Here is a 13,857-nt window from a genome sequence, read left to right on the forward strand (position 1 = left end):
TGGCGTTTACTTGAGTGGGCATCGCAAGGATCACTTGTAATGGAGAAATAAATTTATTAAAAATCGATTATTCCTAATACCATGAAATATAATAAAAATAACTTCTTTAAGACTAAACATAGTCGTTTTCAGGTCACAATCTGAGAGGATTTTTTCTCACTGGGGGTGATCGGCAATCGGATTTAAACTAAAATAGCCGTCTAGATGTAGATGCTTCTACACGTTTGAATGCTAACGACGAGATTTTCCTACTATGGCAAAGCACTTGTTTACTTCTGAGTCGGTCTCAGAAGGTCATCCCGATAAGATTGCAGATCAGATTTCTGATGCTGTGCTAGATGCAATTCTGGCTCAAGATCCAAAAGCACGCGTGGCGTGTGAAACTTATGTCAAAACTGGCATGGTATTAGTCGGTGGCGAAGTCACGACTTCTGCTTGGGTTGATATTGAAGAAATCACCCGTAAAACCGTGCGTGAAATTGGTTATACCCACTCAGATATGGGTTTTGATGCAGACTCGTGCGCGGTATTAAACGCCATTGGTAAGCAATCACCTGATATCAATCAAGGTGTAGACCGTGCCGACCCTGCTGAGCAAGGTGCAGGCGACCAAGGGTTAATGTTTGGCTATGCCAACAACGAAACCGACGTCCTCATGCCAGCGCCTATCACTTATGCCCACGCATTAGTGAAGCGTCAGTCTGAAGTGCGTAAAAACGGTACCCTGCCATGGCTGCGCCCAGATGCAAAAAGCCAAGTCACGTTTGCCTATGATGATGGCAAAATTGTTGGTATTGATGCCGTCGTATTGTCAACTCAGCACAGAGATGACGTATCACAAGCCGACTTAATTGAAGGCGTGATGGAAACCATCATCAAGCCAGTATTACCAGCTCAATGGCTAAACAAAGACACTAAGTTCTTTATCAACCCAACTGGCCGTTTTGTTATCGGTGGCCCAGTAGGCGATTGCGGCTTAACGGGTCGTAAGATCATCGTTGATACCTACGGCGGCATGGCCCGTCATGGTGGTGGCGCATTCTCTGGTAAAGATCCATCAAAAGTTGACCGTAGCGCGGCATACGCTGCCCGTTATGTGGCAAAAAACATAGTGGCAGCAGGTCTTGCTGATCGCTGTGAAATCCAAGTGTCTTACGCTATTGGTGTAGCAGAGCCTACTTCTATCAGCATCGAGACCTTCGGTACGGGTAAAGTGTCTGAAGATTTGCTGATCAAGTTAGTACGTCAACACTTCGAACTGCGTCCATACGGTTTAACGGCCATGCTCGATTTAGCACGTCCGATTTATCAAGCGACTGCCGCTTATGGCCACTTTGGTCGTAACGAATTCCCTTGGGAAGCAACTGACAAAGCTGAAGCACTGCGCGCTGACGCGGGTCTATAATCGGTTTCGATTAAAACCCGCTAAGATTGCAAAATATAAAAACCGCTACCCAGCGGTTTTTTTATGCCTGCAATTTGGTTCCCCAAAGCAAGATAATTGTATCGTCAGTTGTGCAGCATTCATTGTCATTGTTTCCCCTGTGACTCGCCACCTCTTTGTTTAACAAAAAGCGTTCCAGAGGCTCGACGGCGACATCTGCTGTATAGGACATACTAATGTCGCGATCACATGGATGTGAATAAGCGACCATGTCGCCAACGGTCACAGTTGCAACAATGCCAATCTTAACTAACACTTCTGCTGTTCGTTTAGCTAAAAAGCTATTGCCCCATTCCGTGTTTCGGCTCGTTAGCTCAATCGAAAGTTCTCACTCCTGCTGCCATACAAATTCTTATCTATTTACTATGTTTGGCCTTACCAGAAATCGGCTAACAATGTATGGGTATGGCTCTTCTCTGAACATGGTGGAGTAGGTATACAGTCGTATTTAAATTTAGGTGTTTTGGTATGATTTTCAGACAAAATCAGTGCGAATTAACTCCATTTACAAAAAATAAAATGCTATAAAATCAATTAACTATAGTGGCTGAGTTTTAGTTAATAGGTTTAGAAAACGCGCATGCGCGTTTTCCCAGATGGTGTATTTGGCTGAAAGCTGATAAGTTCTTTGCATACAAGTAGTTAACCGTGCGCATTTTCACTGGTCCAACGAGGTAAACGCGCATGCGCACGAATAAAATGTTAACTTTGGCGCAACTTTTCAACTCTGCTCTATTTAGGAAGAATAAATGCATTATTTAATGCTTGATACTTGTGTGTTACTAGATATATCGACAAGGAAAAATGATTTACCGATTGTTGCGGCTTTGGAAAGTTTAGTAAATTGTGGCGAAGTCACTTTAGTTATCCCTGACTTGGTTATTGATGAATATGACAGAAACAAAGATGATGTTGCAGAGAAGACTAGAAAACGCCTTTCTCAAGAGTTTAAGCAAGTAAAGAGTGTGATTAATGAGTTCGGTGGAGATGACAAGGATAAGGCCATTGAAATATTAAATGATGTGAATACGCGTCTACCACTGTTGTCCGAAGCTAATTACGGAACTATTGCTAGAGTTGAAAAATTAATCAAAGAGTCGGTGAATTATCCTGTTTCAGATAGAGCTAAACTTTCATCCGTCCAGAGAGCTTTAGATAAAAAGGCACCTTTTCATATAAGCAAGAACTCTGTAGCAGACGCTATAATCATAGAGCTTTTTTCTGAGTATATTTCTGACAACGATTCAGAAGAGAATGTATTTATTTTTATAACTCATAATCACAATGATTTTTCTTCAAAAGACCATCGCCAACCACATGAAGACTTTTCGGAAATTTTTAAAAAGGATAATGTGCATTACTGCAATAATGTTGCTTCTGCAATCTCTCTAATTGATGATGAATTTCTAGATGAAGTTCAGTTTGAGTATGACTTCACAGAGGAAACGCGTGGACTCAGTGAAATTCTCAATGCAATGGATGAGTTTGTGGATAAAATTTGGTTTAACCGTCATTGTAATCGTGCGTACCATATTGAAAATGGGAATATAGAAATTGTTCCAGATGGTACGGAAAGATATGGTAATGATGTGATACATGAGAGTATTTGGGCTGGAGCGGTAAAGGCGGCGCAACGCGTAACCGACAAATATGATGATACAGGCCCTTGGGATGATTTCGAATGGGGAATGTTAAATGGCAAGCTATCCGCACTTCGATGGGTACTAGGTGATGATTGGGATATGCTTGATACGTAGAAAAAGTTAACAAGCGCCTGCAATCTGACCTCCGGCCACTGACACCTTTTGTGCAAAACCCCGCACAGAAGCCGCCAGTAGCCTCCGGCAGTTGAGGCGGGCGTTATATTTTACTTGGTGTTCGGTGAATGAAAAAAAGAAATTCTACATTTTGTGGTGGTGAGCCGACTTGGGCTAATGCTTGTGTCGGGAATAACGGTTCACCAAGCTATGTCGAGTACGCGATAGGTTTTTCTAAAGCTGCAAACCTCATAATTGATCAAGTGCTTAGCTCTAGAGATTTTCATTTGAGTGTCGATGATATGGTTTATCCCGTATGTTTTAACATGCGACATTCTGTTGAACTAAGGTTAAAGGGAGCTATTGAAGATCTTAAAATTATTGCTGAATGGAAAGGTATTCAACTAAAATTTGACTTGGCTGGGTCTCATGATATCGGCAATATATGGTCATTTTTCAAAGAAGAATCTGAAAATATAGATCAACGATATAAAGTAATAAATGATCGGATCCAACCAACTATCCTCGATATTGCTGACGTTGATTCTACAGGACAAACATTCAGATATCCAATCGACAACGAGAGCCAGAAGCACTTAACTGATGTTGCCCTTATTAATTTTATCGTTCTAAAAGATAAGTTTGGCACTTTAGAAAAAGAACTAGATAATTTGCTGTACTTAATTGAATTTCTCATCGAGGAATATTCATTAGGTTCATGTACAAAAAAGCTTTCGAGACATCAACTGTTTTTATTGGCAGATGAACTACCAAAACTATCATCATGGAAACTTGATGAATTCAAAGAAACCAAGCTGGTAATCCGAGAGAAATTCTCATTAACTAGTAATGACCTTACTAAAGCAATAGACCTGATCAAGTCCAATTATGAACTTTCGTTTAAAATCGATAATCGGCTACCTTTAAGAGGAGTTGATGAATATCTTTTAATTTGGTTCCTAGATTTCTGGATGCAGCTTAACCCTGAAATACTGATTAGACATGACAAGGGTTTATTTGAAGTAGATACAGATAATATTTTTGAGTCGCTAAAACGTGATGCTGAGATTAAAAAGAAATTTTGGGCAAACTTATGCGGTTATTTGACTGCTGAAACCTTAGCAGGGTTAAAAGCATTATTCTACTTCGCAAAAGATAAGATATTTTCTGAAACATATGTTCGCACATATGAGCGAGAGCTAGAAGAGTCCACAGTATACCTCAAGGGTGGTATTGATAGCTTATGGGAGAGTTTTATGCATTTGGCTGACAAAACCAATTTTTTTGATAACTTGGTTATGAGTTTATTCTTCCTAAACTATGATGATTTGGCGCTTGAGCTAATGGACATTTACGGTACTAACAATGCTTTTCCTTGGCTTGAGAAAGCAAAAAGTCGAGAGCTATTTCGTATTCCGGCAATAGCTGGGTACACTTGTAAAATATAACAAATAAGGATAGGCCACGCGTAGCATTTTTACTAAGCGTTAGTTTAAGTGATTAAGGTGGTTTACGTCGGCTTCGGTATTGCGTTGCTCACTCCTTAATGCGGCGTTAAACCTTTGGGAACGTTATGAAAAGAATTAATACTGATATTCTGATGAAAGGCGATGTTGTTCTCACGACCACTTCCGGGAAAGACAGTGGGTTTATCCGTAAAGTAACTCGCAGTGATATATCTCACGCTATGATTTGTGTTGCCTATGGGTCTGTCATTGATTCGACGGAAGAAGGTGTGCAAGCAAGGAATATACAGAAGCTCCTATACGATGATGAATGTGCGATCTACATTTTGAGACTAAAAATACCTCTTTCACAGGTTCAAGCAGATAGTATTGTAAATTATGCAAGAGCCTCTACAGGAACATCTTATACAAAAATAGAGGCTGCAAAATCAATAGCACCGGAAATCGCTGGAAAAGGAGGGATTAAGCAATTCTGTTCACGAATGGTAGCTAGAGCCTATGCATCTGCAGGAATCATGTTGGTGAATAATCCTGATTACTGCACTCCGAATGATCTAAAGAACTCTGAGCTATTGATGCACGTCGAGAATCCATGGGTTGTGGTTTCAGACAATGAAGTCAAAACAATAAAGCTGGTAGGTGATACAACCGAAGGAATGCGAGAAAAAACTAACAATTTGCTTATGGCCATACGAGCATTAGACCCTAATGTCGAAAGCATTAATGATATAGATAGTTTGGTAATTCGGCGGGAAGATTTAGATCATTCAATTGCTAACGCGTTCCGTACTTCTGGATATCTCGATCATTGGAAAGTGGAGCTATCACGCTTTCCTTGGCGGTATGATCAAACATTGATTACTCAGTTTTACCACTCACTTACTGATCCTAAAGAGCTTATACAGTATTGTCTCGACACGTCGAGAGACGATGAAAATGGGGCTTTTGCCCATTGGGAAGCTAACGCACGCGGTTATAGCAAGGCCAATCGCGTGTACCCTCGCGAAACGTTCCGGTTGCTTAACGAATTGTATAGCCAGTTAAGTTTGAACCAACATAAAAGAGTTCTTTCAGCAAAATTACTGCTTAATACATATGCAAAAACGGACGCGTTGTAACCAAGTGTTATTGTTCGGGTCTAACAATCCAATGCACTCGGAGCCAGCTACGTTACGCAATATTTTGTGGTGTCGCTACGCTCCTTTATACCACAAATATTGCTCCACTCCGCTGGCCGTGATTGGGGCGTTATCTCCATAGAAATCTTAATCCGAAACTGACGAGTTTGAGCAAAGGGTCTATCACACTTTTGTCCCAAAGTATGTTGTGCAATCTTTTCAATCCACAGGTTCCGCTAATACCAAAAAAGTGAGCCATGGTGATAGCGAGACGACCGTCCGCCCCATGGACGGGGCGGTTGAGCATCCAAGGACTGACGAGCGAATGCCATGGCAAGCCTGTGTGAGTGGATATCAGCAAACGCTAAACTGCTAACAACTAAAGTGACAGTTCCCCCGACACGACTTTCCAACACATTTCTGTCCAACATTGAGTTTACTGATAGTTGCTATATGATTTAAAAGCAAAAAAATATTTTTAAGGAAGAAATTTAAGTGAAATTTGAAGTTATTCATGAAGAAAATAACGCGATTGTGGATGCGCTAGTAGACGGCGTTAGGCAATTTAATGCTGGGCTGTTAGGACCTGAGAAATCAGTGCCTTTGACTGTCATAGCACGTGATGAAACTGGCAAGTTGATTGGTGGTGTGGGTGGCCGGACTATCTATAAAAACTTCTTAATCAATGTTGTCTGGGTTGATGATCAAACCAGAGGCACAGGGCTTGGGTGCAAACTCATGGCGCTTGCTGAAGCTGAGGCGAAACAACGGGGTTGCTTGGTAGCTCAAGTGGATACCTTATCGATTCAAGCACCTGTGTTTTATGAAAAACAAGGATTTGAGATTATAGGCACAGTCACCACTGACCCTCAGCGCATCTTTCTGATGAAGAAGTATTGATCAAAAAAGCGATTGAGAAACAGACTGAATTAACACACTCAGCAATGGTCGAAATGGGCGTTTTGCATGCACAGTAGACCAATCTGCTCTTGGGATAAAATGGCGCACTCTAGCGCCTTTTTTGTATTCGCGCGGCTGACTTGCGCATCCGTCAGTCGCGTTATCGTCGCAGAATAGGCATTGGTTCGGCCACAATCGAGCCAAATATCCCCTACTTCGACCCAATAATGCTGCGCTTGCCCTGAATCGGAAACAAACTCGACTTCAAATCCCCTCGCCTCACACCCATGGTGAGCGCACTCAGATAAGACCAATCTCAAGTTGTCCCAAGCCGATAAATTGACTTCAGCATAGGCCGTTAAGAGTGACTCAACAAATTGTACTTTCATGTATTTATCTCCGTTATTTAACCTGAACTCGGGTTATTTACGCAGTAGAGATTGAATCCTTAATGTCTATCATCGAACAACTAAACTTGGGTCTTTGCCGCCATTAAATAGTAATCCCGCGCCGACACAGTGAAAAAATCCACCACCTGCATGTGCGCTTTTCCCGAGTGGGCGGCAAAGGAACGTTCATTATCTTCGGCAATAAAGGTCAACATATAGCTAAAATGCGGAGCAACTTGGCGACGAATTTCACTGACTAACGCCTCAAAAATCCCTTGCCCACGGTAGGCTTGCTGCACCCAAATCGGCCCGTATTGGCAAGAGTTAGTCTTAGTTAATTTTGGCCCATCCCAATCGAGTTGCCCCAAACGATTCAACAAAGTGCGGTAAATGGGCCAATGTTCGAAAAATCCCCAACGGCCGGCAATCACATAACCGACGATCTGCTGCTCAACCTGCGCCACTACGACCCAATGATGCTGCACTAATTCGCTCAATTCACTGTGGGAAAAAGCTTGCCCTTGCAGTCCCATATTGGCGGAGGCTAATTCGTCATTGAGATGTTTTTTCTCTAGCATCGCTAATAAATCAACATCTTGGGGTAAGGCTAATCTAATCTTCACAGTGTTCTCACAGCATAATGTTGGCTTTAGGCCCAATTTAAGGCCGTCAGTATACTCGGTTGGCTTAGTAGGCACAGCTAGAACAAGGTGCTATTTAGTGCCTTGATTTGCTAAATCCCCTTTTATTTCCCAAACTTAATGGATATCTAGCCCTAGTTAGGCGTTTGTATGTTGCCCGAGACCATCAATCCCAACCTGAGTTTACTTGATAGCGACAATCAGCAAGTGAATCTCACTCGCTGGATGCACCAATGTGAGCTAATCAAAAGCTATTACAACGCTAACACGGTTTTTATATTCCAAAAGACCAGCGCCAGATTTGAGATCATTGTCAGTGCAATCACTGAAACACCACAATTTACAGCGGGTACTTTGTACCCCGCTGAGTTCGAACTTTTCCAACAAATCCAAAATAGCCAACCCGATGGCTTATATCACAACCTTGGCAGTTTTATGTTGGATGATTTACCACGGGATTTCGATGGCATTCAGCACATTCTCTCGCGCCCAATCGCTTGGCCCGATGGCAGCCAATTTGGCGCCCTGTGCGTACTCAACCCACATATGGCAGAGCCGCTAGCCAATGCCGCTATGCTCGAACCGTTCCAGATATTGCTGCAACAGGAATTATCTCTGCTGTGCCAGAACCATCGCATTGAATCCCTTTCGATGCGCGATCAAGAAACCGGCATGCTCAATCATTATGGTTTTTTGATGATGGCGCCAAGACAGCTCAATTTAGGTCGTCGCTTTGGTGCCCATGCAGGCATAATCTTCTTTGAATTATTGAGTCCGGATAACGCGCCAGTCCCGCTTGAGGATAATCATCACAGGCTGTTGGGTAAGTTAATTCAAGATACGATACGGACCGCCGACGTAGCCGCCCACTACAACACCACGCAATTTGTGGTACTGGCCTTTGTGGATGGTGAACGGGATATTCAACATATTATGAAGCGGGTTGAAAAACTGCTTGAACAGCAAAATCATCGACTTAGACTCGATGCGAGCTACAGTTTTTTCACCCCGGAATCCAGCGCCAAACTCGCGCCCATGATGGAACTCGCGCGGGGTAAACTCGATTCTATGCGCCCAGCCATGCCTGAGATTGAAGACTCGCCAATTAAGCCCGCCATAGACTCAAGCTTATACGATAATCCCGCCGCAGATTCGGCGGCGCTTTAAGTTAATCAAGCTGTGATGTAATCAATTTTAGGCTTAACTGAAATATAGATTTAATTTGAGGCAGTACAAAATCACTTGGATTGCTCATCCTGGCGCTTCGCCCATTGGATAAACAGCACCACGGGATAGGGTGACATCAGGACCAATCCTAAGCCAATCAGGCTTGAGATCAGTAACATGCCGCTTATCTCTAGACTCCATTGAGTCAACATATAGAACCCAAGTCCACAAACTAGCATCAATACGCCTAACCAATGTAAAAACTTCAACAAATTCATAGTACTTTTAAATGAGTCCGACATATAAACCTCTTTAGATCTTTGATAAAACTTGTCACACTATGGCCATAACCATGGAAAAAGGAACCGTAACGATGTTAAAACAAACATTCATCTTAGGTGCGCTACTGTTGGGACTCACCGCCTGCCAAAGTACCGATGTCGCCCAAAATGAGACCATTCCATTAGAGGGCAGCTGGCACATTGAGATGGTTCAAGGCCAACCGACTATCGATTACAGCCCAGCGCAAATCACCTTTGAGGCCGAAGGCAAATTACACGGCAACAACAGCTGTAATAACTTTTTCGGTCAATATACCCAGCAAGGCCAAGAGCTTAAGCTATCTCCTGCTGGTAGCACAATGAAAGCCTGTGTCGATGCGCTAATGCAGCAAGAGCACAAAGTCATGCAAGCAATGCCATTAGTGGCCAAAGCTAAGTTAGTGCAAGGTCGCCTGACGCTACTTAACAGCGACGGCAAGCCAGTGCTAGTCTTGAGTCAATTGAAGTAAGCCCTGTGAAGTAAGCTAACTGAAGTAAACTCAACGAGATAAGCTTCAGCAAAGTACAATTGACTCGCATAAAAAAACCGCCATTGGCGGTTTTTTCGTTCTACAACCAGCAACCAAAGACGACTAGACTTTAGCGCTTTGCTCAGCCGCGGTTTCGAGGGCGATATTCTGCTCGGCTAGCACGGCACTTTGCACCATATCGGCATTGTAGTGCTCCATATCCAATTCATCCTCAGATTTAGCAATCACAGTTGTCGCCACTAAGTCACCGGATACGTTAACTACCGTGCGTGCCATATCCAAAATCCGGTCAATCCCAGCAATTAACGCCACGCCTTCCAAGGGTAAACCGACTGTCGATAATACTAACGTCAACATCACCAAACCCGCGCCTGGTACGCCCGCCGTACCAATTGAGGCTAAGGTCGCCGTTAAAATGATGGTGAGGTAATCTACCCAAGTTAAGTCAATACCAAAAGCTTGGGCGACAAAAAGAGCCGTCACGCCTTGATATAAAGCGGTGCCATCCATGTTAATGGTTGTACCCAGCGGCAATACAAAACTGGAAATTTTCTTGTTCACACCTAAGTATTCGCTGGCGCATTTCATGCTCGCAGGTAAGGTACCCGCTGAACTAGAGGTAGTAAATGCCACAGCCATTGCATTACTGATCCCCTTGAAAAAATGTAAAGGATTCAGCTTAGAAAACATACTCAAAACAATACTGTAGAAGCCTAATACGTGAATAATGCAGCCAACGTAGACGGCAACAATAACCTTAAGCAGAGGGAGTAACATTTCAATCCCGTATGCTCCCGCCACCCAAGCCATCAATCCAAATACACCATAGGGCGCCAGCTTCATCACCATATCGGTTAACTTGTACATGGCTTCAGCAAGACTCTCGAACACTTTAATCGCTGGTTTTCCATGGTCACCGATCAACACTAAGGCAATCCCTAAGGCAACCGCAAAAACGATAACTTGCAAGATCTGACCGTTAGCTAACGCCGCGATAGGGTTGGTTGGGACTATATCAATCAGAGTCTGCATTACCGAAGGCACTTCCTTCGCTACATCAGAAACACCTGAGGGTAAGGGTAAATCAAGACCCGCACCTGGCTGGATAACATATCCAACGGCCAATCCAATACTGATAGCAATTGCCGTAGTACAAAGATAGAAAGTAAAAGACTTAAAACCAATCCGACCCATCTTGGCAGTGTCTTCCATCGAAGTCACACCCACGATCAGTGAACAAAACACTAACGGCACAATCAACATCTTAATAATATTGACGAATAAGGTTCCAATCGGTTTTAACACCGTCGCTTGCTCACCTAATACTACGCCAACCGTAATTCCGAGCACCATACCGACTAGAATTTGTAGCCACAGGGGCACTGACATCCAGTAGGACCATGTACGGCCTAACATTGATGACGTTTGTTTTGACATGTTAATAACCTTGAATTTGAAATGAAGAACGGGCGAATGCCTATCCTTGGCTGGCACTAATTTATTCCCCAAATTAGCTGAGCGCAGAGTCTAGCATAACGGGCAAAAATCTAAGGATGATCTGTATCACGTTGATGCCAACCGCCGTAAAACCAGCCAAATATGCCAACGACATCGACCAACGCGACTGCATACTTAACCTTTATATTAAGCATCAAAATAGACTGTCACCATAACGGGTGCAATTTGCTGACGATAAAGCGCTGCTGGCGGTTGCTCACGTTCAATCAAATAACTCCAGTAATCGTCATCAAAACCACTGAAAATAAAGTCAGACTTACCCTTAGCTTTCAAGATCAACCACCACCAAACTAATCCCCATAAACCAAAGCTCAATAAAGTGAATACAAAGTGTAAACGATGATTAATTTTCTCATCAGCACCAAGCTCAAAGGCAGGTAAAACCTTAAGCTTATAGCGGCGTGTCGACTTAACGAATCCCATCATTAGCTCACTTAGTTCAAAAAGGGTACTAGAGATAAGCCTAGCAGATAAGACTTTAGTCGTACAAAAATCCGCAACAACAAATAATATCAGTGCCAAACCTGCCACTGCCGAACTCGTTATCCCACAATGTTCCATGCTAAAGTGAGCCACAAAATGGTTGTTCACTAAACAAGAGCGGTATTACTCAATAACCGCCTAGGAGTTGTTGTATGTTGATCCGTAAAGCTAAAGCTCAGGACCTCAGTGCCTTAGTCCAATTTAATCAGGCGATGGCCCAAGAAACTGAAGGCTTAGCCTTAGATGAAGCAACACTGACCCGCGGCGTAGGCACGCTACTTGAAAGTCCGCAAAAAGGCTTTTACCTTGTCGCCGAACTTGAAGGTGAGATAGTCGGCTCGCTGATGGTGACATTTGAATGGAGCGATTGGCGTGCGAAGGATTATTACTGGATCCAGAGTGTGTATATTCGCCCGAAAAATCGTCGCCAAGGCATCTATGCCAAACTCTACAGCGAAGTCAAACAACTGGCCGAAGCCAATGGTGGTGCCGCCAGCTTCCGTTTATATGTAGAGCAAGAAAACCTCGCCGCACAGCAGACCTATCAAGCGTTAGGGATGAAGCAGAGTTACTACTTAATGTACGAAGAAAAATAAGCGATTCAAATGTTATACGTAATAAAAAAGGATCGGGCCAATGGCACGATCCTTTTCTTTTTACGACTCACGATTCACATTCAAACCGCGTTCCTACTAGATTAAAACTTAACGAAAGAAACCAAACAGAATAGCCGTCATTGCCAATAAACCCGCTATAACCACGAAGATATTGCTGATGCGACCACGGTGCGCTTTTAATGCTGGCACTTTGTATACAGCGTACATAGGCATCAAGTACAGGATAGCCGCGATAATTGGGCCACCTAAAGCTTCAATCATATTCAAAATACTTGGGTTTTTGATTGCCACGGCCCAAATCGTCACAAACATAAACACCAGAATAAATTTGTTGATTTTTTGCTCTGAAATGCCTTTTTTATTCGTGTCTAACTGCTTAACAATAATCCCCTTCATGCCTTCTGTCGCGCCCATGTAATGGCCAAAGAAAGAGGACACAATCGCGATAAAGGCAATTAATGGACCAAAGTAGCTCACAAAACCACTTGAATGCACGTTGGCGAGATAAGACAAAATCGGTAGATTCTGAGCTTTCGCTTCGGCCAATTGTGCTGGCGATAATGACAGCACACAAGAAAACACAAACAACATCACAAAGCCCACTAACATCATGGAAGTATTACGTAAAATAACATCAGCTTTGCGAGAAGCATTGGCGCCATGATCACGTTTTAGTGACACAGAGAACTGTGAAATCGCAGGAGAATGGTTAAAGGCGAACACGAGCACAGGAATCGTTAACCACACTGTGCCTAAAAATGCACCCGCCTCTGGCACAACTTGTAAAGCATCCATTTTCCATTCTGGGATCAGGTAGATAGACATAAAAGCCAAAATACCCACCAGCGGATACACCAGTAATTGTGTCACTTTCAGCATGAACTTTTCACCCGCAACCATCACAGCCATCATACCGAGGATCAATACACCCGATAAAATGAAGCGTGGTGGCGAGGCCATACCTAATTGGTTGACGATAAAGCTATCAACAGTGTTAGTAATACCCACACCGTAAATTAATACAATCGGATAGATAGCAAAGAAATACAGTACGGTAATGGCCTTACCTGCGCCAACACCAAAATGCTCTTCTACGACTTGGGTAATGTCGCTACCGGGAATGCTTGATGAACAAACAAAACGAGATAAACCGCGGTGGGCAAGATAGGTCATAGGACCGATAATTGCCGCCATTAATACCAAAGGCCAAAAGCCGCCCATGCCCGCATTGATGGGTAAAAATAAAATTCCAGCGCCTACGGCAGTGCCGAATAAACTCAACATCCAAGTCGTATCTTGGCGAGTCCAAGGTAAGTGTTTCGTTGAATCTAAACTCTGTGTGCTTTGAGGTGTTCCAAGAACACTGGTCGCATCTTTTTGCATATAAAAGTTACCTTACGGTGTGACTAGCATAATAAATTCGCGCTAAGGATAACCAAAAAAAGCTCATAAAAGTTGATCTGACACGGCTTTATGTAAGGGAATTTCATAATAAACTGATATTGAGATCTAGATCGCTGATTTGATGTAATAAATTTTCAATACA

The 13,857-nt window shown here is 43.0% G+C and carries 14 protein-coding genes; 8 read left to right on the top strand and 6 right to left on the bottom strand.

Features of this window, described 5'->3' with window-relative positions:
• Positions 1-253 precede the first annotated feature (253 nt).
• The 5 genes from metK to AYJ58_RS20500 all read left to right on the top strand — a co-directional run bounded on the left by metK (position 254) and on the right by AYJ58_RS20500 (position 6,685).
• Positions 254-1,405, top strand: coding sequence for a methionine adenosyltransferase (gene metK / locus AYJ58_RS20475; protein ID WP_006080333.1), 1,152 nt, complete (start codon positions 254-256; stop codon positions 1,403-1,405).
• Positions 1,406-2,193: 788 nt separating this feature from the next.
• Positions 2,194-3,201 (top strand): PIN domain-containing protein, encoded by a 1,008-nt coding sequence (locus AYJ58_RS20485; RefSeq protein WP_106651518.1) that lies wholly within the window; start codon positions 2,194-2,196, stop codon positions 3,199-3,201.
• 128 nt (positions 3,202-3,329) lie between these two features.
• The gene (locus AYJ58_RS20490) at positions 3,330-4,649 is read left to right on the top strand and encodes a hypothetical protein (RefSeq protein ID WP_106651519.1); all 1,320 of its coding nucleotides are present in this window, start codon (positions 3,330-3,332) and stop codon (positions 4,647-4,649) included.
• A 125-nt stretch (positions 4,650-4,774) separates the two neighbouring features.
• Positions 4,775-5,785: a YiiX/YebB-like N1pC/P60 family cysteine hydrolase gene (locus AYJ58_RS20495; protein ID WP_106651520.1), complete on the top strand. Its 1,011-nt coding sequence runs from the start codon at positions 4,775-4,777 to the stop codon at positions 5,783-5,785.
• Between the two features lie 495 nt (positions 5,786-6,280).
• Entirely contained in the window at positions 6,281-6,685 is a 405-nt protein-coding gene (locus AYJ58_RS20500) for a GNAT family N-acetyltransferase (RefSeq protein ID WP_106651521.1), read from the top strand.
• 38 nt (positions 6,686-6,723) lie between these two features.
• Here the strand turns inward: AYJ58_RS20500 and AYJ58_RS20505 are convergent, their stop codons facing one another.
• Together AYJ58_RS20505 and AYJ58_RS20510 are read right to left on the bottom strand one after the other, a co-directional pair.
• Complete coding sequence (locus tag AYJ58_RS20505; protein WP_106651522.1) at positions 6,724-7,074, bottom strand: hypothetical protein; 351 nt, start codon at positions 7,072-7,074, stop codon at positions 6,724-6,726.
• A gap of 80 nt (positions 7,075-7,154) precedes the next feature.
• Positions 7,155-7,697 carry a GNAT family N-acetyltransferase gene (locus AYJ58_RS20510; RefSeq protein WP_106651887.1) on the bottom strand — a complete coding sequence of 181 codons (543 nt, stop codon included), beginning with the start codon at positions 7,695-7,697 and terminating at the stop codon, positions 7,155-7,157.
• 168 nt (positions 7,698-7,865) lie between these two features.
• Here AYJ58_RS20510 and AYJ58_RS20515 point away from each other — a divergent pair, with 168 nt between their 5' ends.
• Positions 7,866-8,882 (top strand): GGDEF domain-containing protein, encoded by a 1,017-nt coding sequence (locus AYJ58_RS20515; protein WP_106651523.1) that lies wholly within the window; start codon positions 7,866-7,868, stop codon positions 8,880-8,882.
• Between the two features lie 71 nt (positions 8,883-8,953).
• On the opposite strand, the gene AYJ58_RS20520 is transcribed toward AYJ58_RS20515, so the two are convergent.
• Positions 8,954-9,184 (bottom strand): hypothetical protein, encoded by a 231-nt coding sequence (locus AYJ58_RS20520; RefSeq protein WP_106651524.1) that lies wholly within the window; start codon positions 9,182-9,184, stop codon positions 8,954-8,956.
• A 71-nt stretch (positions 9,185-9,255) separates the two neighbouring features.
• On the opposite strand from AYJ58_RS20520, the gene AYJ58_RS20525 reads away from it, so the two are divergent.
• A complete protein-coding gene (locus AYJ58_RS20525; protein WP_106651525.1) occupies positions 9,256-9,672 on the top strand; it encodes an META domain-containing protein in 417 nt (138 codons plus the stop codon).
• Positions 9,673-9,795: 123 nt separating this feature from the next.
• On the opposite strand, the gene AYJ58_RS20530 is transcribed toward AYJ58_RS20525, so the two are convergent.
• Entirely contained in the window at positions 9,796-11,130 is a 1,335-nt protein-coding gene (locus tag AYJ58_RS20530; protein WP_106651526.1) for a dicarboxylate/amino acid:cation symporter, read from the bottom strand.
• 207 nt (positions 11,131-11,337) lie between these two features.
• The gene (locus AYJ58_RS20535; protein ID WP_106651527.1) at positions 11,338-11,634 is read right to left on the bottom strand and encodes a hypothetical protein; all 297 of its coding nucleotides are present in this window, start codon (positions 11,632-11,634) and stop codon (positions 11,338-11,340) included.
• Between the two features lie 212 nt (positions 11,635-11,846).
• Between AYJ58_RS20535 and AYJ58_RS20540 the strand changes: the two genes are divergently transcribed.
• On the top strand, positions 11,847-12,290 hold the full coding sequence (locus tag AYJ58_RS20540; protein WP_106651528.1) for a GNAT family N-acetyltransferase: 444 nt from the start codon (positions 11,847-11,849) through the stop codon (positions 12,288-12,290).
• A 108-nt stretch (positions 12,291-12,398) separates the two neighbouring features.
• Here the strand turns inward: AYJ58_RS20540 and AYJ58_RS20545 are convergent, their stop codons facing one another.
• Entirely contained in the window at positions 12,399-13,694 is a 1,296-nt protein-coding gene (locus AYJ58_RS20545; RefSeq protein ID WP_106651529.1) for an HAAAP family serine/threonine permease, read from the bottom strand.
• Between the last annotated feature and the right edge of the window lie 163 nt (positions 13,695-13,857).

The organism is Shewanella sp. Pdp11, from assembly GCF_002838165.1.
GTDB lineage: Bacteria > Pseudomonadota > Gammaproteobacteria > Enterobacterales > Shewanellaceae > Shewanella > Shewanella hafniensis.

What these genes read in the sequence shown, in the direction of transcription:
- AYJ58_RS20530 (WP_106651526.1), bottom strand. Translation starts at nt 11,130, where the DNA reads ATGTCAAAACAAACGTCATCAATGTTAGGCCGTACATGGTCCTACTGG.
- metK (WP_006080333.1), top strand. Translation starts at nt 254, where the DNA reads ATGGCAAAGCACTTGTTTACTTCTGAGTCGGTCTCAGAAGGTCATCCC.
- AYJ58_RS20535 (WP_106651527.1), bottom strand. Translation starts at nt 11,634, where the DNA reads ATGGGATTCGTTAAGTCGACACGCCGCTATAAGCTTAAGGTTTTACCT.
- AYJ58_RS20545 (WP_106651529.1), bottom strand. Translation starts at nt 13,694, where the DNA reads ATGCAAAAAGATGCGACCAGTGTTCTTGGAACACCTCAAAGCACACAG.
- AYJ58_RS20490 (WP_106651519.1), top strand. Translation starts at nt 3,330, where the DNA reads ATGAAAAAAAGAAATTCTACATTTTGTGGTGGTGAGCCGACTTGGGCT.
- AYJ58_RS20495 (WP_106651520.1), top strand. Translation starts at nt 4,775, where the DNA reads ATGAAAAGAATTAATACTGATATTCTGATGAAAGGCGATGTTGTTCTC.
- AYJ58_RS20485 (WP_106651518.1), top strand. Translation starts at nt 2,194, where the DNA reads ATGCATTATTTAATGCTTGATACTTGTGTGTTACTAGATATATCGACA.
- AYJ58_RS20515 (WP_106651523.1), top strand. Translation starts at nt 7,866, where the DNA reads ATGTTGCCCGAGACCATCAATCCCAACCTGAGTTTACTTGATAGCGAC.
- AYJ58_RS20525 (WP_106651525.1), top strand. Translation starts at nt 9,256, where the DNA reads ATGTTAAAACAAACATTCATCTTAGGTGCGCTACTGTTGGGACTCACC.
- AYJ58_RS20520 (WP_106651524.1), bottom strand. Translation starts at nt 9,184, where the DNA reads ATGTCGGACTCATTTAAAAGTACTATGAATTTGTTGAAGTTTTTACAT.
- AYJ58_RS20505 (WP_106651522.1), bottom strand. Translation starts at nt 7,074, where the DNA reads ATGAAAGTACAATTTGTTGAGTCACTCTTAACGGCCTATGCTGAAGTC.
- AYJ58_RS20540 (WP_106651528.1), top strand. Translation starts at nt 11,847, where the DNA reads ATGTTGATCCGTAAAGCTAAAGCTCAGGACCTCAGTGCCTTAGTCCAA.